Source organism: Cytobacillus sp. IB215665 (assembly GCF_033963835.1).
GTDB lineage: Bacteria > Bacillota > Bacilli > Bacillales > SM2101 > Nanhaiella.
Map to the genome: position 1 here is coordinate 1 of NZ_JAXBME010000028.1, position 20894 is coordinate 20894.

Annotated in this window: 28 protein-coding genes; all 28 read left to right on the forward strand. The window is 36.5% G+C overall.

Annotated features, from left to right (window positions below):
• On the forward strand, positions 1–2035 hold a 2035-nt coding region (locus SLH52_RS21975; RefSeq protein WP_320211347.1), incomplete at its 5' end, for a DEAD/DEAH box helicase.
• 191 nt (positions 2036–2226) lie between these two features.
• Entirely contained in the window at positions 2227–2499 is a 273-nt protein-coding gene (locus SLH52_RS21980; RefSeq protein WP_320211348.1) for a hypothetical protein, read from the forward strand.
• Entirely contained in the window at positions 2496–3029 is a 534-nt protein-coding gene (locus tag SLH52_RS21985) for an ERCC4 domain-containing protein (RefSeq protein WP_320211349.1), read from the forward strand. The genes SLH52_RS21980 and SLH52_RS21985 overlap by 4 nt, the downstream gene beginning before the upstream one ends.
• Positions 3026–3442 carry a hypothetical protein gene (locus SLH52_RS21990; RefSeq protein ID WP_320211350.1) on the forward strand — a complete coding sequence of 139 codons (417 nt, stop codon included), beginning with the start codon at positions 3026–3028 and terminating at the stop codon, positions 3440–3442. Before SLH52_RS21985 ends, SLH52_RS21990 begins: the two co-directional genes overlap by 4 nt.
• Positions 3443–3578: 136 nt before the next feature.
• The gene (locus SLH52_RS21995) at positions 3579–3734 is read left to right on the forward strand and encodes a hypothetical protein (RefSeq protein WP_320211351.1); all 156 of its coding nucleotides are present in this window, start codon (positions 3579–3581) and stop codon (positions 3732–3734) included.
• A 222-nt stretch (positions 3735–3956) separates the two neighbouring features.
• Positions 3957–4355 (forward strand): phBC6A51 family helix-turn-helix protein, encoded by a 399-nt coding sequence (locus SLH52_RS22000; protein WP_320211352.1) that lies wholly within the window; start codon positions 3957–3959, stop codon positions 4353–4355.
• A 153-nt stretch (positions 4356–4508) separates the two neighbouring features.
• Positions 4509–5072 carry a recombinase family protein gene (locus SLH52_RS22005; protein WP_320211353.1) on the forward strand — a complete coding sequence of 188 codons (564 nt, stop codon included), beginning with the start codon at positions 4509–4511 and terminating at the stop codon, positions 5070–5072.
• 173 nt (positions 5073–5245) lie between these two features.
• Positions 5246–5518, forward strand: coding sequence for a hypothetical protein (locus SLH52_RS22010; RefSeq protein WP_320211354.1), 273 nt, complete (start codon positions 5246–5248; stop codon positions 5516–5518).
• 45 nt (positions 5519–5563) lie between these two features.
• On the forward strand, positions 5564–7306 hold the full coding sequence (locus SLH52_RS22015) for a hypothetical protein (protein WP_320211355.1): 1743 nt from the start codon (positions 5564–5566) through the stop codon (positions 7304–7306).
• Between the two features lie 3 nt (positions 7307–7309).
• Complete coding sequence (locus tag SLH52_RS22020) at positions 7310–8578, forward strand: phage portal protein (protein WP_320211356.1); 1269 nt, start codon at positions 7310–7312, stop codon at positions 8576–8578.
• The gene (locus SLH52_RS22025; protein WP_320211357.1) at positions 8568–9440 is read left to right on the forward strand and encodes a minor capsid protein; all 873 of its coding nucleotides are present in this window, start codon (positions 8568–8570) and stop codon (positions 9438–9440) included. The genes SLH52_RS22020 and SLH52_RS22025 overlap by 11 nt, the downstream gene beginning before the upstream one ends.
• Positions 9441–9529: 89 nt before the next feature.
• On the forward strand, positions 9530–10150 hold the full coding sequence (locus SLH52_RS22030; protein ID WP_320211358.1) for a DUF4355 domain-containing protein: 621 nt from the start codon (positions 9530–9532) through the stop codon (positions 10148–10150).
• A 19-nt stretch (positions 10151–10169) separates the two neighbouring features.
• Positions 10170–10991, forward strand: a complete 822-nt coding sequence (locus SLH52_RS22035) for a P22 phage major capsid protein family protein (RefSeq protein ID WP_320211359.1) — start codon at positions 10170–10172, stop codon at positions 10989–10991.
• A 116-nt stretch (positions 10992–11107) separates the two neighbouring features.
• Complete coding sequence (locus SLH52_RS22040; RefSeq protein WP_320211360.1) at positions 11108–11410, forward strand: phage head-tail connector protein; 303 nt, start codon at positions 11108–11110, stop codon at positions 11408–11410.
• A complete protein-coding gene (locus SLH52_RS22045) occupies positions 11410–11712 on the forward strand; it encodes a hypothetical protein (RefSeq protein WP_320211361.1) in 303 nt (100 codons plus the stop codon). The genes SLH52_RS22040 and SLH52_RS22045 overlap by 1 nt, the downstream gene beginning before the upstream one ends.
• Positions 11702–12022, forward strand: coding sequence for an HK97 gp10 family phage protein (locus SLH52_RS22050; RefSeq protein ID WP_320211362.1), 321 nt, complete (start codon positions 11702–11704; stop codon positions 12020–12022). Before SLH52_RS22045 ends, SLH52_RS22050 begins: the two co-directional genes overlap by 11 nt.
• Positions 12015–12365 carry a hypothetical protein gene (locus SLH52_RS22055; RefSeq protein WP_320211363.1) on the forward strand — a complete coding sequence of 117 codons (351 nt, stop codon included), beginning with the start codon at positions 12015–12017 and terminating at the stop codon, positions 12363–12365. The genes SLH52_RS22050 and SLH52_RS22055 overlap by 8 nt, the downstream gene beginning before the upstream one ends.
• A gap of 12 nt (positions 12366–12377) precedes the next feature.
• A complete protein-coding gene (locus SLH52_RS22060) occupies positions 12378–12941 on the forward strand; it encodes a hypothetical protein (RefSeq protein WP_320211364.1) in 564 nt (187 codons plus the stop codon).
• A gap of 14 nt (positions 12942–12955) precedes the next feature.
• Positions 12956–13297 (forward strand): hypothetical protein, encoded by a 342-nt coding sequence (locus SLH52_RS22065; RefSeq protein WP_320211365.1) that lies wholly within the window; start codon positions 12956–12958, stop codon positions 13295–13297.
• Positions 13298–13341: 44 nt separating this feature from the next.
• Entirely contained in the window at positions 13342–13563 is a 222-nt protein-coding gene (locus SLH52_RS22070) for a hypothetical protein (protein WP_320211366.1), read from the forward strand.
• A complete protein-coding gene (locus SLH52_RS22075; RefSeq protein WP_320211367.1) occupies positions 13564–15297 on the forward strand; it encodes a hypothetical protein in 1734 nt (577 codons plus the stop codon). It begins immediately after the preceding gene.
• 7 nt (positions 15298–15304) lie between these two features.
• The gene (locus SLH52_RS22080) at positions 15305–16159 is read left to right on the forward strand and encodes a phage tail family protein (RefSeq protein WP_320211368.1); all 855 of its coding nucleotides are present in this window, start codon (positions 15305–15307) and stop codon (positions 16157–16159) included.
• A gap of 2 nt (positions 16160–16161) precedes the next feature.
• Entirely contained in the window at positions 16162–17988 is a 1827-nt protein-coding gene (locus tag SLH52_RS22085) for a tail fiber protein (protein ID WP_320211369.1), read from the forward strand.
• Positions 17985–18206 (forward strand): hypothetical protein, encoded by a 222-nt coding sequence (locus SLH52_RS22090; protein ID WP_320211370.1) that lies wholly within the window; start codon positions 17985–17987, stop codon positions 18204–18206. The genes SLH52_RS22085 and SLH52_RS22090 overlap by 4 nt, the downstream gene beginning before the upstream one ends.
• A gap of 23 nt (positions 18207–18229) precedes the next feature.
• On the forward strand, positions 18230–19381 hold the full coding sequence (locus tag SLH52_RS22095; protein ID WP_320211371.1) for a siphovirus ReqiPepy6 Gp37-like family protein: 1152 nt from the start codon (positions 18230–18232) through the stop codon (positions 19379–19381).
• 83 nt (positions 19382–19464) lie between these two features.
• Entirely contained in the window at positions 19465–19659 is a 195-nt protein-coding gene (locus SLH52_RS22100; protein ID WP_320211372.1) for a hemolysin XhlA family protein, read from the forward strand.
• Between the two features lies 1 nt (position 19660).
• A complete protein-coding gene (locus tag SLH52_RS22105; RefSeq protein WP_320211373.1) occupies positions 19661–19855 on the forward strand; it encodes a holin in 195 nt (64 codons plus the stop codon).
• Positions 19855–20580: an N-acetylmuramoyl-L-alanine amidase gene (locus SLH52_RS22110; RefSeq protein WP_320211374.1), complete on the forward strand. Its 726-nt coding sequence runs from the start codon at positions 19855–19857 to the stop codon at positions 20578–20580. Before SLH52_RS22105 ends, SLH52_RS22110 begins: the two co-directional genes overlap by 1 nt.
• Positions 20581–20894 lie beyond the last annotated feature (314 nt).

A 20894-nucleotide genomic window follows, 5' to 3' on the forward strand; every position in this document is an offset into this window, starting at 1 on the left:
GCCTAGCGGACACACGCCCACGACATACAACCATGAAGCTATCAAAGTAAAAAGGTACATTCCAAAAGATACAGCAAAAGAGATCCTTAGTAGGCAGCAAAGAATATTGGTAAATAGCCCTACTGGAAGTGGGAAAACTACAGCATTCCTAGACGCATTTAAGGAGTTAGAGAGCGAGAAGAATCACTTTTACATATTTTCAGCACCTACCATAGCTCTTACGCTTCAAAATGCCACCAAGCATAAACTGATGTGCGTGAAGGGGCAAACTAAGAACCTGTTTAAAGAGGTAGCCAACTATGTTAGAAGTGGCAAGCGTATTTTTATCTCTACTTATGATATGGCTCCAGTGTTAGTTGAGTTTTTGCGAATGCTCAACGAGAACATGAAATTTAGTTTAGTTGTAGATGAAATGCACAAATTTGTAACGGATTACGATTTGAATTATCGCTATGAAGCTATCAAAAACTTACATGAAATCAGCCACCAAGCTACATCATTCGTAGGGTTAAGTGGAACGATTGACGACATATACAAAAATGAGTTTGAAACGGTAATTGAAATTGATAACGGGAATCCTCAATCTCCATGTCAGGAATTTGCTGTGTACACCTACGAAAAGAAGGCTGATTCTTTACCTGAGCTAGCTCAATTAATTGAGGTGTGGACGAGCAAGCGCAAATTATTGATATATATACAGTCCAAAAAGCAGATTGAAAAACTTAAGAAGTTGCTACAACGCAAGGGGATAAAGGTACGAGCGATAAACGCTAATAGTAAGAGCAATCCAACGTATAAGCAATTAGTAGATAGTGAGACTATTGATCCAGATGTACAAGTAGTTTTGACAACGAGCGTTATAGCTGATGGCGTGAACATTCAAAATGACGTTGAATGGGAAGTTATTGCAGTCTGTAATGATTATTCGAACCTATTTAATTATTCATCTATTAAGCAAATATCAAATAGATTACGTAACACATATAGACGGTTCTCCATCTTCATGCAAGAGCCACGCAACAAGGATAAACAAAGGTTTGAACTAGAAAATGCGTACCAATTTCGCCTACGTTTAGCGAAGCAAATTGTTAATGAAATTAATGGTCACCCTTACTTTGATCCTAGCTTATTTCGTTCAAGTATTATCGAACGAAGATATGGCATCTATCAAGGTATGGAAGGCTTGGAGATAGATACATTATTCCTGCGTCACGCAGTGTCAGAAGAGCAAGAACGGTACTTTTATGGTTATCGGTTAGCCTTTATTGAAGCAGTAGAAAAAGCTCTTCACATGAAATCTGAAGGTATCTTGAACATATCCGAAGAGATCCGACAGAAAAAACTAGACTTAACATTCATTAGAGAAGTGTTACATGAGCTTGATGAGTTAGAAGAAGAGGAAAAAGAAAATAAATCCTCAAGTATTTCACAAGCATTCAGTCAAGACATATACAATGCCTTTCTTGAGGACGATGAGCCGAAACTAAATGAATTCAAGCAATCAGTATTACCAATGCATTACTCTTGTTTATTTAAACTTACAAAAGTAGCAGACTACCCAACTTGTAAAAAAGTTGTTGCTCAAGTTAAGCGAGATGCCGATACACACGCATTTTATAACGCTGTTCGGAACTTAACCGAAGCTAACTATCTCATGGCATTATCTCGCCCCAGCAAGACAAAAAGAGTATTAGTAGGATTACTAAAGCTGAATGAGTTTTTACCTAATGAAGATTTTGAAATGCGTATGAAGAAGATAGCTAAAAAGACTAAGACTACAAAGTCGGACGTAAAACTTGTTGTAAAAATGCTCGAAATAGAAAAAGCTCGAACTGAGTCAGTAAGATCTAAACGAGTTGTAGGTATTGTTGAACTTGAATCAATAGCAGAAAAATTTGAATTATCAACTGTAATTATTCAATCAGTAGCATTGAATTATAGTAAGGCAAAAGGTAAGACATTTGAAGCTGTCATTAAGAGTAAATTTGCACAGATTGAGAACCGTACAAAAAAGGGGTTAGAAACGTTGATTTAATAGCATTTAGGCATGACAGTTAAGGTCCATAACTGTTAGTAATATATAAACAAATTTAATGGACTTAATTGTCATGGTAAAACGTTGATATACCAAGGGTTACAGCGTTTCAAAATGCACATAAATTAAATGCAAAATGGATAGCTCCAAAACAGGGTATTTTTTCTACAAATTGTGGGGGTGAAATAGCCATGAAAAACGACCAAATTATTAAGAGAACAATGACGAAAATCATTAATTTCTTACTAGGTATAGACCAAGAGATTAATTTAAAAATAAATGACTGGTTGAAACATGATGATATAGCTTTTCAACAGACTGTGAATTTGTTTAACAAGCTCGCTGATAACGGTTGGAGTGATCACCATGATAGCTTTACAGATTATGAGTGTGAGAGAACAGATGAAATATCAGCAGAGCTATACAAAAGGGCTATGTCTTACTTCAAAGGAGTGGCAGCATGAATACAGCATTTCAAACAGAATATACCGATACAGAGATGAAGAAAATTATAAAATCCCTTGTTATTCTAACTGATTCACGTGAACAAAAGAATTCCCACATATTAGAGTATTTCGACAAGAAGAAGATTCCTTACAAACAGAAAACAATCAAAACTGGTGATTATACTGCAATGATTCCTAAGAATGAGGAACTAGGCATCATGCGTGATATATATTTGAACGCTGCTATTGAGCGAAAGAACAGCGTAGACGAATTAGTTCAATCTATCAAAGATCGTACAAGGTTCGAGAATGAATTAATACGAGCTTCAAAGATACCATTTTTAATGATTGTCGAAGATATGGATGGTTACAGAAAAATAGTAATGGGTGAATACAGAAGTCAATATAAAGCAAAATCAGTCTTAGCCAGTTTAAAAGCGTTTGAAGCAAGATATAACTTTACGACTGTGTTTCTTGATCCAATGCTCACGGGAAATTACATTTATTATCACTTATTGTATAGGGCTAGGGAGGTGCTTCAAGGATGAGTTTACAACTACAATTTGAATCATACGTTGATCTTTGCAGAGAGATTGCAATATTAGAAGATACGGTATTTTCCTTACAGAAAGAAGCTGAATTCTGGTGGGTTGGTGGTCATGGGTTTAGGCTAGTCACAATGGATAATGCAGCAGAGCGAGTTGAAAAGCTCAACAAAAAGATAAACACATATCAAAAGCTCCTGGACTTGAAAGTTAGACTTAAAGAAAGTATTGATAAACACCTTAGTAAAATGAAAGGGTTAGAATACAAAGTTGCATACCTTCGCTTTGTGGAAAGAAAGAGTTTGAAGACAATAGCTGAAGAACTTGACTATTCATATGATCACATTAGACGGGTGAGTAGTAGAATAAAGATGCCACATATAAGCCACAGCGCTATTGAACAAAACGTTATATAATATTAGTAAGTTAAATTTTGAAGAAAATAATATAGTCATTTAGTTAAGTCTACTCCGACAAGAGTAGGCTTTTTATTAAAGGGATTATTGTAAATATATAGAATTGGTTAATATAACAACTTTGTGAGGTGATATGATGAGATTTAATAGTGGTGATGATACACTTAGACCAGGTGGAGCACGTAGTAACAATATTGGTGATGAACCCCTTCCAACTGGTGAAAGATTATATTCAAATCAAGATGAACCTATAGGAGGGTTTATGCCTCCAATTGATCCTGAAATGGGCTAACTTGAAAGGGTGTATAACATGAACCATAGTGAAGGTGGAGGACCAACAGTTAAACCTGGAGGGCATCATTTAGATCCGATTGAACCAGGTGGCGGTAAGTTCTTAGATCCGATTGAACCTGATACAGGCGGTTAATAAATATTGAGTTACAAAGTCTATCCGATGGGTAGGCTTTTTATATTGTGCACAATGTAAAATGTAAGGGAGGTGTCTTATCTAGCTATGTTAGACGAAAGAAAGATATTAGCTATTAACTTACTCGTTGATGGGGGACTACAGAAAACTGAGATCGCAAAGCAGATTGGAGTAAGTAGGCAAACCTTGTACGATTGGATGGGGAATGATAAGGAGTTTATTGCAGAGCTTAACAGGCGTTTACAAGGGTATAAAATTTTGTGTGAAAAAGCTATTGATAGTAGATTAGAAAATGCTTTGAAAGAACTGTGGACTTTGCAACAAAAGACTAATAACAGCAAGGTAAAGGCTGACGTGCTCAAGTACTTTGTTGATAGAGCATTAGGCAAGCCAACGACTAAGCATGAAATAGAAGCTTCTACAGTTGCACCTAAAACTACTGATGGTGACGTATTAGAAAAAGAGTTTGAAGAGGATGAAGATTAAACACTAGATGTCTAAAAGTTACTAGTTTTAGATAAAATATGAATGATATGGTTAAATGTATAAAATATGCGCTTTACATCGTCTGAAAGATAGTCTAAAATAAAATGTATAAAAGTCTTTTAAACTTTTGGACGATGAAGGGAAGCGTTAAATATGGCGGTAATCGGATATGCACGTGTAAGCACAAAGGACCAAAAGTTAGATATTCAAGTAGATAAGCTACAAGAATACGGAGTAGACAAGATATTCATGGAGAAGTATAGCGGCAGTACTGCCGAACGTGAGGAACTAGTTAAGGCGTTAGATTATCTTCGTGAAGGGGATACACTGGTGGTGTATAAGATAGATCGTCTAGCTCGTTCTACGTTTGACCTACATAGGATAGCTAGGGACTTACAAGAAAGAGGGATAAGACTTGTATTCATTAAAGAACAAATAGACTTTAATCTATCGACTGGTAGAATGCTCTTTACAATGTTAGGTGCGATTGCTGAATTTGAAAGAGACATAATCAACGAGAGAACAGCAGAAGGACGAGAGCGAGCGAAGGCGCAAGGCAAGCACATGGGACGACCATCACAAGATCCAAAGAAAGTGAAACAAGCATTGAAGTTATTCCATGAAAGAGAAACAAACGGAATGAGCGTAAATGATATTGCAAAGGTAACAGGTGTACCTCGTTCAACAATATATGCAGAGGTAAAAAAGAATAAGTAAAACAAGGCTGTCACTTATGGCAGTCTTTTCTTGTGGGGTAGGGGTGCTTCTATTTCAGAACTCGCACAGGGCGTAGGATTAGCCCCAACAATTTTTTATATAATTTTCAAACTTCCAAAAAAGGAAGGAATCTCCTTTTGTCGAATTGTAGTAGATGGAAAGGGGGTAAAAATATGGCGAAAACAGCACTAGAGTTAGTTGAATTAGGAAAATTGGTGGCTGAAAGAAATAAAAAACCTGCTATGTATGACGGGTACTATATTACAGGTGCGGAATATGAAGAGTGGATTTCTAGAGTTATCTTCTATTTACATGACAATAAAGATAAATTTCCTGATTTTCTGTATGAAAAAGTAACTAAAGCTGCAGAGCAAGCTGTAGGGAATGGACCTGAATATTTCAATGAAATAATAGGCGTTTTGACAGTAGCTGCAGAAAGAGAATAATTATATGTTTTAAGAGTTAAAGCATCCCAAGGGGTGCTTTTTCTTATGGAGGTGACGACAATCGAATTCAATACACCTGAAAATAGAAAAGTCATGCGGAAATATTTAATTAAGTTATTTGGCAAAGACAAAGCAAAGGAACTGATGCTGAAAAATAAAGATAACCTATTCGGTGAAAACTCCCTTGCCTATGCATTAGGTAAACGGTCGATTGAATTCTTTTGTCAGTATTTCCTTCAAGATGTGTTTGTACCAAAAGAAAGCAATGAAGCTGCCGAACTAGCCGACTTCCATTTTGAAATGTGGGAAGACCTTGAAAGCATGTTCTTGAAAGATGGATTTGATAAGTTACTGGAGATATTACCGAGGGGATCATCAAAATCTACTACTTGTGACTTTGCACTTGCAGTATGGGTGCATTGCTACAGATATTCAATATATACCTTAGTTGCAGGGAAAACGGAACTTGATGCTATACAGTTTACGGCTCAAACGAGAAATGCATTTGAGGAAAACCCATATATTATAAATACCTTTGGTAAATTACTTGATCCTACTTCAAGAAAATATACCGTCAATAAGCTTGAGCTTGAACTCACGAATGGAACAATGATACAAGCCATATCATCAACATCATCAATGCGTGGGAAGAAGTACACTCACAAGGGCGTGGGCTATCGTCCAACATTGGTCATTGCGGATGACTATCAATCTAGAGCTGACATTCTCACCCAAGAAGCAAGGGATAAGAAGTATAGGACGTTCATGGAGGACGTAAAGTATGTAGGTACTAGGTCGGTCTATCGTGGAAAGAAGAAAATCAAGATGGCTACAAAATTTGTGGTCCTGGGAACAATTCTTCACAATGATTGCTTAATGAGTAGGCTTGCAAAGAATCCACAGTACAAGCGAATTATCAAGACTGGCGTTATGGTGGACGATATAGACGAATATTTTAACACTGGCTTGTGGGAACAATTTAGGAAAATCCTTTTTGATAAAAAACTTGATGATCCAGTAGCCTATGCTGATGAATTTTATTACCAACATGAACAAGATATGCAATTCCCTGTGTTATGGCCTAGCTTTTGGAGTTGCCTTGAACTTGCCAAAGATTATTACGAAGATCCAGTATCGTTTAAACAGGAAATGCAAAATGACGCTTCAAGCATTGGAATAAAGGTGTTTCATCAAATTCATTCTGTGCCCAGGGAGCAAATTGAGCAAAAAGAGTTTGTCAAAACAATTCTTGTATGTGATCCTGCAACTGGAACAACAGCCAAGCATGACCATACTGCCCTTGTGGTTGGTTCAAAAGCAATCAATGGCTTTAAATATGCAAGAAAATCCAAGCTCATTAAAGTCGAGTTTGACGATTATATAAGCGAATGTATAAAGCTCATAAAAGAGTATCCTGACATTACTCATGTGTGGATAGAAAAGCAGACCTACAATGGTGCTGATGTGAGGGAGCTACAAAAACAAATTGATGCAGATGATGGATTGAAACGTAGAAATATCGAAATCATAAACGAACATCAAAGTAAAAATAAAGAGAACAAGATCAAGGCGATTGCTGGCAAAATCAACAATGGCTTTTTTGTATTTGCGAAAGAAGATGAAGAGTTTACTAATCAGATATTGAACTATGCAGGGGAGAACTTTTCTCCTGATGGTGACGATGCTCCAGACGTTACTGCCGAGTTTGACCGTTTAATTGATGAATTAAATGTAATTCAGTATATAACCTTGCAGGATAAAAAAATGCTCTTTGGAGGAAGGAGGTAAATAATGAATATTGACAATAAATTGCTTGAAAAATTACGAAATGAGCTTCGTAAACAACGTTCAGGTTTACAAAGATATAAAGATTACTATGACGGCAAACATTCCATTCTAAACACGTATACAGAGCAAGAAGATCAAGCGAATATGAAGCTTGTTTTTAACTTTCCGAAGAAGTTCGTTACTAACATGGCAGGGTACTCACTCGGAACACCACTCACGTATATATCACGTACTGGAAAGGATCAAGCTGTACATGACATTGAACTGAATTTTTCTCATTGGGAAAAGGCTCATAATCAGAAGTTGAGCAAAGAGGCTGACATATACGGTGAAGCCTACGAAATCAATTACATCAATGCTGATGGTGAATTTGCTTCCGTGGTTGCCACGCCCATGACCATGTACATCCTAACGGATGGTTCAGAAGAAAGAAATGTAACGGCAGCCATTCACACATTTAAAAAGCCTTTTGATGATGCTGAATACTTAGATGTGTATACAGAAGATAAAATTATCCATTACAAAGACGATAATCTAACGCTAATAGGTACTGATACTCATATATTTGGTCGTGTCCCTATCAATATATTTAGAGCAAATGACGAGAGCGAATGTATTTACAACGACATTATCACTCTTGTGGACGCCTACAATGTGATTAACTCAGATCTTACTAATGAAATATCTGATCACAGAAACGCAATGATAAAGGTGTTAGGGGCAAAACTGGACGATGAGGAAGAAATAAAAAAACTTAAAAAGTATGGCATTTTAAACGTCCCAACTGGCGCAGATGTAGATTGGTTAATTAAAAATATCAATGATACCTTTGTTCAAAACACTCTTACAAACATCGAGAAAAAGATTTATGACCTTATGGACCAAGTTAATTTTAATGAGCAATGGGCTTCTAATACCTCAAATGTAGCCTTGAAAAATAAGCTATTAGCCTTGTCTCATAGGTGCTCGCTTAAAGAATCCTTGTTTGAAAAAGCTATCATGCAGCGTTTGAAGAACTTCTTCACTTATTTAGGAGTTAAACAAGCGAAAAAGGTTGATTATCGAGACATTAAAGTCAAATTCACTCGTAACCTACCGTTTGACATTGTGAGCACTGCCGATGCCGTCAGCAAGCTTGAGAACATAGTCTCACAGGAAACATTGCTTTCACTTCTTCCATTCGTAGAAAATCCAGCACTTGAAATTGAGAAATTCAACAAAGAGCGTGAAAATAATCGTATTTCCTTAGATGGTGCTTTCAATGCCGAATAAGGACATTATCAGAATACGTGAAGAAGTTGAAGCGCAAGCTATTAAAGACATGCAAGGCATGTTACTCGCATACAAACGGTCACTCGATGAAGTTCAGAAGCATATAAACCAGATACACGCTCAATACCTTCTGGATGGAGAGTTAACCGTATCCAGGCAACAAAGATATTCAGTCTTACGTGAACTTGAAAGGCTGCTAATTGAAGAGGCTCAGAAAGTTGGTCTTGTAGAAATTGAAGAAACAACTAACATTCTAACAACTGTATACAATGAATCGTACTATCAAACAGCATTTATTATTGATGCAGGAATAGCGACTACTCTCACATTTTCAGTAGTTCAACCTGAGTTTGTACGAGCTGTAGTAAATAGCCCTATCGAGGGTAAAATGTTTTCAGATCGCATATGGAACAACAAAGATATTTTAGCTAATCGTGTTCTTGAAGAAATTGAAAAATCCATGATTCAAGGTAAAGACGTTCGCAAAATATCAAGGGCCATCAAAAAAGAATTTGAAGTTTCAGCATATGAAGCTAAAAGGTTAGTTGTAACCGAACAAGCTAGGGTATCAAATGCAGCGCATAAATCAATCTATGAACAGTCAAGTGTGGTCAATAAAGTTATGATAGATGCTACTTTGGACAGTAAAACATCCGAGATATGTAGAGGGTATGACGGTAATATTTATAACGCTAATAGCAATTACCCAACGCCTCCTTTTCATCCAAATTGTAGGTCTGTAATTATTCCTATTGTGAATGGTTGGAGTCCTACGAAGAAAAGGGAGAACGAAGGTGATAAGAAGATTATCGACTATACCACCTACGAAAAGTGGAAAAAATCAAGAAACGTTGAATCCTAGTCATGCTTATAGCGTGGCTTTTTTAATACAAAAATACTTGCGCTTTAAGGGCTTATAAAGTGTTTGAAGGGCAAAAGGAGTTGTAATACATGACATTAGAAGAGATAAAGAAGTTTTTAAATGAAAACAAAGGCAAAGCAGATATAAAAGCCGTTTTAATAGCGTATCTACAGGGGGATTTAACCGTTGAAGAGGCGCAGAAAATGGTATCAGAAAATAAAACGTTATCTAGTTGGCTTGATTCAGAAAAAGACAAACATCTTGCGAAAGGGCTTGAAACTTGGAAAACAAATAACCTTCAATCTGAGATAGATAAGGAGGTTAAAAAGCGATTCCCTAAAAAGGATGAAAAAGAAATTGAGCTTGAGAAAATCAAAGCACAACTACAGAAAATGGAGTCTGAAAAAAAGCGTGAGGAACTAAAGAATCAAGCTATTAAAGTAGCGAATGATAAGAAGCTGCCGTTAGATATAGTTGATTATTTTCTTGGGGAAGACCAGGAAACTACAACCAAAAATCTAGCAAGCTTAGAAAAAGTATTTAATTCGCACACTCAAAAAATAGTTGATGAAAGGTTGAAAGGTGGTTACAAGCCTCCTGGTGACAATAGCGGAAAAACGTTAACTTTAGAAGCTATCAAAAACATGTCTGAAGATGAAATAAATGAAAACTGGGATGCTGTTCAAGAAGTAATGAAGGAAAATCAATAAAAAAGGGAGAGATTTATAAATGTCTTATGCTAATTTTATGCCCACAATTTGGAGCGCACGTTTAAACGCCAATCTTAGAAAGGCTCTTGTGTACGGGAATATCGTAAACACAGATTACGAGGGTGAAATTGCAGGAGTTGGATCTACTGTTCGTATTAATACAATGGGAGCTGTCACAATCGGTGACTATGATAAAGACAATGGTGTTGGAGATCCAGAGACACTTGATTCTGATTTTACAACATTAACACTGGATCAACAAAAATTCTTCAATTTCAAAGTTGATGATATTGATAAGGCTCAAACACGTGCGAATTTAGTAGATTTATCAATGGGTGAAGCTTCTTATGGATTAGCTGATGTAATGGATCAATATATTGCTAGTTTTTATACTGAAGCAGCAAGTACTATGGGTTCTGATGCATCACCATTATCTGTGACAAAGGATAACATTTACGACTATATAGTTGACTTGAATGTACTACTTTCAGAAAAGGACGTTCCAAAGATGGGGCGTTTTGTTGTTCTTCCTGAGTTTTGTCAAGGTCTACTACAGAAAAACCCTTTACTTACAAAAGAACCACAAGTTGTACATGATGCTTATGTAGGAAATATAGCAGGAACGCAAATTTTCACATCAAACAACGTGCCGAATAATGGCGGTGAAAAATACAAAGTCTTGGCAGGGCATAGGATGGCGATTTCCTTCGCACAAAGCATTGATTCTCTAGAAGCTTATCGTCCTGAAAAATACTTTGCTGATGCAGTGAAAGGGCTACAATTTTATGGTGCGAAAGTTATTAAACCTGAAGCACTTGCAGTAATGACAATCAACCGATAAGGAGCTGTTATATATGAAATTCAGAAATAAGAAGACAAAAAAAGTGTGGGAAATCACAGATAAGGCCCACCAAAAGCGATTAAAAAACAACCCTGACTATGAAGTAGTAAAAGAAAATGCTAAGTAAATTAAAGATATACTTGGGGATCAATGACGATTCCCAAGATGATCTTTTAACCTTATTGCTTGATATGGCGAACGATATTATAAAAGCTTATTGCTATTGCAGTGATGAGGAATTAGCAACTATTCCTGACTATACTAAAATCCGAATTGCTTCAGCATTGCATAAAAAACGCAGAGGCGAAGGGCTGAAAGCTAGAAATCAAGGTAGCAGATCCACCCAGTATGATGATATTTTGTCTGATGATATTAAACTATCACTCAACCAATATAGAAGGGTTAGGGGTGCTTTTTAGTGGGAGATCAAGAATTGATTCTATTAAAAAAATCAGACGGTCACCTAAATGATGATGGTATTTGGATTGATGGCGAAGAATCTACTGTTAAACCTATCTCAGCAGACGTTCAGCCGTTTTCTAAAGACCTTGCCTACCGAGAATATGGCTATGATAAAAACGTTGTATATCGGGCTTATATCGACTATGACGACGATGTTATATTAGGGGATAAAGTTCGTTTTGAGGATAGCGACTATCTTATAAAAAAGATAATTGAATGGGACAACGAATTCATGGAGTTGTTACTAGATGGGGTTTAAGAAAACTGTGCACAGGACGGCAGAGGAAGAGATACAACGGCTCATGCAAAAGCGAGAACAAGCTGTAGAACAAGGTGTAATCATCATTGAAGCAGATGCAAAACTTAACTGTCCAGTAGATACAGGAGCTTTAAAACGGTCTATTACTCATAGCGTGGAAAGTAATAAGAATAAGACTACTGGAAAAGTAGGAAGTAATGTTGAATATGCATACTGGGCTGAACAAAAAAAGCCATATCTAGAGCCAGCCGTTGATCAGAATGTTGAATCAGTAAAGCGTATGTTTAAGGAAGTGCTTAATAGTGATTAGCGAAGTTAGAAAATATTTGCTTAAAGATGCTGAATTCGTGGACATTCCTATCTATTTACTACAAAAACCTTCTGAAAATGAACATGACCACTATATAATTTACCGTTACAAGCTTCTAAGTGGTGGAGCTATTAAGGATTATCAAGTGACTTTCCGTGTGATTAGTAAAGACCTCGTGAAGCTCAAAAGCCTTAGTAATAAGGTTGTAGAGCTATTAGATCAATATAGAGAAAATGAAATACCAGGTATTCACCATTGTTCATTATTGAATGGTGGGGGCATGGCATATAACGAAAGCGCAGGACATTATGAGTCTGTGCTTTATTTTTTAATCAAATTGTAAGGAGTTGATAACATGGTAATGCACTATCAAAAATCAGATCCCATTGTGTTAGGTTCAGGTGAATTATATCTTGCTAAAGTTAGTGAAATAGTAGATCCTGAGCAATTAACAGAAGAAGAAGTTAACAAACTAGTGAATATCGGAGCTATCGAAAGTGGCGCAAACATTGATATTGCAGATGAAGATATTGAAATAGAGTCCGATAATCGAGGCACGGTAATGAAAATAACTGCCGATAAGGATATTAATTTTAGTTCTGGTGTCATGACGTGGGTTCTTGAAAACATAGCAAACTTCCTCATGGGAGCAACGTACACAGAAGAAAAAGCTGATGAAGTAGTTACATCGAAAAAACTTGTGGTTGGCTTGAATGATCAAAAACCTAATGTTTATTTACGTTTTGTTCATGAAAAAACAAGTGGCGGAACAATTACTTTGAATATGTACAATGCTATTTTTGCAGGAAAGCTTAATTTAAACTTCGAGAAAAAGAAACAAACAACGGTTGATTATAACTTTATGGCGTTAGCAAATGACAATAAAAATTACATTGAAATCATAGAAACGTTTGAATAGGAGTGTGAAGATAAATGAGTAATGTTGTAGATTTTAGCGTACTGTATGGCGAACCTTTGGTATTTAAAGGGCTTTATGGAGAGGATTATAAGATACCTTATGACGTGCCTACAGAGTTAACACTGAAATTGCATCATCATCACAATGAAATGGTAAAAATCAAAGATGCTGCAAAGGCGATAGAAAAGCTTCATGCAATAACATTAGATATTTTAAAACTTGATGAATCAAAAGATGTACGTATAGAAGATATAAAAAAGTTTAGTCATCAATCCTTGCTTATTGTGATTCAAGAATTCGGAAACCATATTAGGAAAATTGAATCAAACCCAAACTCCAAATCCCTCGATTCTTAATTAATAGTGATGAATCGGGGGATTATCAAATAGATGGAATGGATATGATTAATTACCTAGTTGCCAAGAGTGGGCGAGGTCATTTTGAAATTATGAAACTCCCTTATGGAGTGTATTTGAGTCAATTAAAATATTTTAAGTTGATAGATGTACTTTCTACTAAAGAGGGGCAAGAAATGTACAAAAAAGAGAAAGTTCTTTCTCGAAAAGATCCTGATGTGTCGAGGTTGAGAAACTTCACAGGTTACAAAGGAAGTGATGGTTAAGTGGCAACGATTGATATGTCTACATACTCATATAGCCTCGAACTCGATGATAAAGGATTTTCAGATGGATTAAAAAAAGCTGATGATGGAATGGGTAAGGTCGAAAGTACAGGTAAGAAAACAGGAAAAGCTTTAAAAGTGGCTGGTGGAGCTATGGCAGCAGGAATTGGTATAGCAGGAGCTGCAATAACTACACTTGTAGGAAAGACGTTAGATGCTGCATCAGAAATAAATAAATTCGCTCAAGTGACGGGGATGTCTACAGAAAGTTTTCAAGAGTGGGATTTTGTTATGAAAAACTTTGGATATTCAGCAGAACAGGCTAGTGGAGATTTGGCAGCATTAGGTGAAAAAGCAATGGATGCAGCCAATGGTGTTGGGGAAGGTGCAGAACTATTTGGAATGCTTGGTATTCAAGTAACTAACACAGGTGGTCAACTGAAAAGCCAAGAGCAAATATTCAATGAAACTATTACAGCCTTACAAGGTATGGAGGATGTAACGCAGAGAAACGCCATTGCTTCAGCACTACTTTCCACAACTGGAGAAGAGTTAGTTCCTGTTTTAAATATGACGGCTGAAGAACTAAAAAATATGAAAGATAATGCCAGCATCATTAGCGAGGAAGATTTAAAAAAAGCTGAAGAGTTTAAAAAAGGATGGGAAAAAGCGAAAGATACTCTTTCCAAAGTATTTATGACTGTAGGGCTTCAGTTGATGCCAGTCTTTCAATCTTTGCTTGATTGGGTAAATGATCAAGTACCTGCCATACAAGCATTTTTCGAAGATGCTTTTAATGCGATAGATGCAGTAATAACAGTTGTTCATGACTTTTTCAAAGATAACATTTTACCGATATTTCAGCAGACAGCCGAAGATGTGGAAAGTATTTTTCCTGAAGTGAAAGCTATCTTTGAAGATGCTTTTGAACGGATAAAAGAGGTAATTGAAGTCCTGTGGGAGTTTATTAAAGACAACGTTCTTCCGATTTGGAAAGATATGTTTGATTGGGTAAAAAGTAAAATTCCAACTATTAAAGATACCTTTTCGACTGCATTTGAGGCTATCAAGCGTGTGGTCGATAAATTATGGGGATTTTTCAAAGAGAACTTGCTGCCAATTTTAGAGTCGTTATATCAAATGGTTTCGGATAGGTTGCCACAAATACAATCAATATTTGACTCAGTATTTGGTGTTATAAAAGATGTTGTTGAAATCGTGTGGGGCATTTTTGAAGATTTTTTACTTCCAGTATTAGAAGCTCTTTGGGATTTCGTTGAACCACATTTCCCTTTGATTGCTAGCATCATAGAAACTGCGTTTGACACAGTCATAATAATAGCGGAAGGGTTAATAAGTGTTTTTGAAGGAATTGTTGGAGTAGTAAAAGACGCTTGGGATTGGTTGACTAGATGGAATGACGAAGATGTAGAAGACAAAAATATTACTGTAAATACTAATTACACAAGTAGTGGTAATGGGTTACCTGCATACGCCAAAGGCACAAATTTTCATCCAGGAGGGCTTGCGCTAGTGGGTGAAGAAGGGCCTGAAATAGCAAATCTCCCAAGAGGAACAAGTATTAAAACCAACAAAGAAACAATGGATATGTTAGGTCGAGGTGGTGGAGTCACACAAAATATTACGATAAACAGCCCTGAACCATTAACACCTAACAACATTAAAAGACAAACTCTTCAGGCATCAAGACTCCTAGCGTTAGAATTGAGGTGATAATTTTGTGCAAACAGTAACTTTTACAAATTCAAGAGGGCAAAGCGTGGAGCTGAAAAATATAGCTCCTTTTGTTTTGTCCATGATCGAGGGGTTGGGCGATGTAGAGAGTGTAACGCAAACACAAAAGTCACCATTTCAACACGGCACAACCTATATTGATAGTGAACTAGAAAGTCGTTTTATTCCAATAGAAATCAGTATAGTAGGAACAAATGAATCTGATATATCGGAGAAACGGGAATATTTATCAAGTGTTTTTAATCCCACTTTAGGAAAAGGCATCCTGCGATACGAAAACTCACGAATTGTAAGGGAAATTGTTGCTGTGAGCGAGCATGTCCCTATTTACCCTAGCGGAGATAGTCGAACACATAATTATCAGGTTGCTGTTGTTGATCTAATTTGCCCTGATCCTTTTTGGTGTGATGTCAATCCCACAAACATTAAATTAGAGGACTTTGTATCAAGTTTTCGTTTTCCGTTTAGTTTTCCTGTACGATTTGCCACAAGGGGTGATTCAAGAGTACTAGTCAATGAAGGACATGTCCCTACTCCTGTGAAAATTACTTTTCGTGGTGAGTCTATTAACCCTAAAATTACAAATCAGACCACAGGGAAATTTATTCAAATTAATAGGAGTATTCCAAAGGATTACACTTTAGTTATTAATACAGCATTCGGCAATAAAACAATAGAAATTATTGCACCTGATGGAGTTACGACTAATGCAAATGGATATATGGATTTAGCCTCAGAATTTTTTCAATTAGAGGTCGGAGAAAACAAAATTAATTTTATTACTGAAGGTGGAAAGCCTGAAGTTTATATTGAATACAAAAACAGATATTTGGGGGTGTGATTGTGGCAGAAAAATATAGTTTCTTTGATCCTATTGAAGATGAAAACGGTCTTCCAGATCGAGAATACAACGCCCAACAGTTCACAAATTTTTTCTACGCACTAATAACAACAGGTGTTATGAAAGGCTTCGCAAATGAATTAGCAGTATTAGCAAACGGTGCGAACATGATTACAGAAGTTGAGTCTGGTATATCTTTTGTAGAAGGAAGATATTACTTGAATGATTCAACTATTCCTCTTGCTCATGACACAGAGTCTTTAGGCAAGGATAGAATTGATAGAATCGTAGTTAGATTGGATGAAAATACAGATGCAAGGTATGTAAAAAGTTTTATAAAAAAGGGTGTTGCTTCCACCGATCCTGTACCTCCAGATTTACAACAAGATGAAACAGTGTATGAAATTAGCCTTGCACAAGTGAAAGTTATTGGTGGTCAGACCTACATCAATCCTGATGATGTTACAGATGAAAGAGGTACTGAAGATATTTGTCCGTGGGCAGGAAGTAATATTCTACCTAACTTTGACGATGAAGCTTTGTCGGAGTTGGTTTTATCAATAGGACAACCAAACGGGATTGCCGAATTGAATGCCGTTGGTAAAGTTCCTCAAGAGCAACTTGATATATCAGATCCACCAGATGCGACTACAAGTGTAAAAGGTATTGTTCAGTTAGATAATTCAATAACTAGCACAAGCACTACTAAAGCAGCAACTCCAAATGCAGTTAAACAAGTGAATGATAAGCTTATCGACTCAAAAGTAGCACTAGGACAGAATTCAATTGCTTCAGCTTCATATGGCATAGCAATAGGAGAAGACACCAACAATATTTCTACTGCAGCCGTGGCAATAGGGAAAGAGGCTTCCGTTGTAAATAGCTATGGCATAGCAATGGGTTATAAGGCATACAATCAAAGTCCTAATGGCATTGCAATCGGGTATTTGGCGAGTGCCAGTTTGGGTAATTATGGCATAGCATTAGGGGATAATGCAAGCACTACAAGTGGTAGTGGTATAGCAATAGGGAAAGATGCAAACAATTCAGGTGATTCAGGAATAGCAATAGGGGATAAAACTATCAATGAAAATAAGAACTCGGTAGCAATAGGTAAGAGTGCTACCAATAAACATTATTACTCAGTAGCAATTGGTGATGAAGCTAGAAATGAAGAATATTACTCGGTAGCAATTGGGGCTAAGGCGAGAGTAGTAAAAGGATTTTCACTAGCTATAGGTTACGAGGCACATACCGAAGATTCGTTTTCATTTGCGATAGGGAATCAGTCAGAGTCCTTAAATAATTATGTAGGTATGATAGGTGTACCCTCTAATGTGATTGGTGTTAGAGAAATAGAAGTTGCAGGTAATTTTTCGGTTGCAGGTACAAAGAACTTTGTTATACCACATCCACATCCAAATAAGAAAGCTACGCATGTAATAAGACATGGTGCAGTAGAGTCACCAACAGCAGGTGACACTTTATATCGGTACACAATAGAAGCGTTGGAAGATGGTCAAACGGTCGAAATGCAATTACCAGATTACTTCGAACACTTAAACGTAAATGTCGATGTGTGGGTTAATCCACACATGCACTTTGGTAGAGCATTCGGAGTAGTTGAAGGTGACAAATTAAAAGTTACGTGCGAAAAAGCAGGAACATACAAGGCTCTAGTGATTGGCACTCGTAATGATGATAATGTTCAAGACTGGCACATCAAGGGTGTAGAACGTGAGATTGGCGAGAGTTGGCTTGGTGAAACATATATATTTGAAGTTCAAGAATTAAAAGAAACTACAGAATTTGAAGAGGTGCTACAATGATTATATTAAAAGAATCGAAAATACAGTTTAAAAATCCTATTTTAGGACAGTCAACTAGAGCAGTGGAAGAGCATTATCATGCACGTAGAATAGTTGCTATTATAGATGGAGAAGAGAGAAATTTTCGTTTTATGAAAAACAAACTACCTTTTGTTGCTAGTGAAGAAGAAATGATAGAAGCAATAGAAGCGCAACTTAATGAAGAATCAAACGCCTAACAGGGCGTATTTTTTATGGGGTGATGGTTATAAAACCAATACGAATACTAACTTCAGACATGCAATTACTAGCTGAAATAGATGATTATGAGAGCCTTATATTCACTCGAAGATTCCACAATGTAGGTGAATTCGAGTTACACATCAATCGTCACAAACAGCACACTGACAAACTACTAAAAGATAACCTTATTCTTCTTGGATCAGATATTCATAAGGTAGGAATTATCAAGCATCGTCAGATTGGAATTGATGAAAATGGTAAACAATCGGAAACATGGGTTATTCGAGGGTTAGAGCTGAAAGGTATTGTTAGCCAAAGAATTACACTACCACCAATTCATACAGCGTACGATAATAAAAGCGGTGATGCTGAAACAGTGATGAAGCATTATGTGGAAAGAAACGTTGTTAACCCTGATGATTCTAACAGAAATATATCAATGCTTGAGTTAGCTGATAATTTGAATAGAGGGCAAAGTATAACATGGCAGTCACGTTTCAAAAATTTATCCGAGGAACTGGCTGCCATTTCATATACAACTGGCATCGGTTGGAGTGTACATCTTGATTTAGAGAAAAAGAAATGGCTCTTTGATGTACATGAGGGACGTGATTTAACAGTCAATCAAACAGAAAACCCACCTGTGATATTTAGCCCTGACTTTGATTCTCTTAAATCATTACAATTTACTGAAAGTGAGTTTAATTATCGCAATTTAGCATATGTTGCTGGACAAGGCGAGGGAGTGGACAGGCGTGTTGTGGAAATAGGGGACTTGCAAGACCTTGATCGCATTGAAACATTTATTGATGCTCGTGATGTTGCAGAGGTTGATGAAAATGAACAACCAATACCAGAATCAGAAGTTATACAAGCCTTGTCAGATCGTGGAAAGCAGAAGCTTCAGGAATTCTTGCAAGAACAATTTCTTGAGGGGCAAATACTCACACATTCTCCATTTGTTTATGAAAAAGACTACGACTTAGGCGACATCGTTACAATTCAGAATAAGGATTGGGGTGTAACGATGGATGCCCGTTTAACTGAAGTAACAGAAATTTATGAAGTTGGGGGCTTTCAGCTTGAAGCAACATTCGGAAATGCTCAACCAACTTTAATAACTAAGCTCAAACAAGAGCTTAATCAAATTGATGCAGAAATAAAACGATAGTAAACAAAATACCCATTGTGTCGATTAAGCCCAACCATAGGGCTTTTTATATTGTTCTAAACTATTTAAAGGGAGGTCAAATGATGGAGCAACGATTAGCAAGTATGGAAAAAAGAATGAATAAGGTTGAGCAACGGTTAGCAGTAGCAGAGTCAAACATTAAGGATATTAAAGAAACCTTATCTTCTATTAAAAATAATACAACGTGGATTATTAGGTTGATCATCGGAGCTATCATAATGGCTGTTTTAGGATTACTAATACAAGGAGGAATTTAAAATGAATAGATATAAAAATTACGGTTTATGGGTGGCAGTTGCAGCATTGGGATTAATGATTATTCAAGATTTGGGTTTGCAAATCACACCTGAGCACTACAACACTTACGTTGATGCGATTCTTGGGATATTAGTTTTGTTAGGGATTATTAATAATCCAACAACTAAACATAAAGGCTTTAGAGGTGATAAATAATGAAACCGATTCTTATAATTGATCCTGGTCATGGCGGTAAAGATTCAGGAGGAGGATCTAATCAATATTGGAAAGAAAAAGACCTGGTGTTAAAAATCTCACTGTACCAATATGAAAGGTTTAAACAATTAGGTGTTCCAGTTACTTTAACGAGGGATAAAGATGTTTACTTAGATTCATCAAAGCGAACTAAAATTGTTCGTGATAGTGGAGCTGAGTATTGTATTTCTAACCACATTAACGCTGGAGGCGGTGACGGTGTAGAAACAATTCACTCAATATATGCTAATGATAAATTAGCTGTTATGCTTGCAGATGCAATTAATAAAGTAGGGCAAAATTTAAGACGAGTATTCACACGAACATTACCATATGATCGAAAGAAAGATTATTACTACATGCACCGTGAAACAGGATCAGTTAATACAACAATTGTCGAATACGGCTTTGCAGATTCTAAAAAGGATGATGTGCAGCAGTTATTAAACGACTGGAAAGATTACGCTGAATCAGTTGTTAAAGCGTTTTGCTCTCACATTGGACATGGGTATGTTGCTCCATTTGAGCAGAAAGATGATTACGCTCATGAACTTGCAAAAGCTTTGGAATGGGCGAAAGAAAACGGCATTTCAAATGGTGAACGATTGAATGAGCCTTGTACAAGAGCGCAGCAGACAATAATGTTGTATAGGTTCTTTAATTTAGTGAATACACTCAATAAGTAATTGCATAATATAAAATACACCACGATTGACTATCACGAACTCCCTAGCTGCACCAAAAGGTTAGGGAGTACATAACTTAATTTACATGGCATTAGCATAACTATAGCCTCTACTCTTCGGAGTAGAGGTTCTTTTTTTGCATTTATCTATACATAACACACAAGAAAAAAAGATAATTTCGTCTGAGAGCTTTTGAAAAACAAAAAAATTCCCCCTAGACTCTTATAATATCGCAAAACAGAAGGTACAGTGTATTGCAAGAAATGATCATTTCTATTTTTTAAAACTTTTTTTAAAAGAAAACAGTAGCTCAT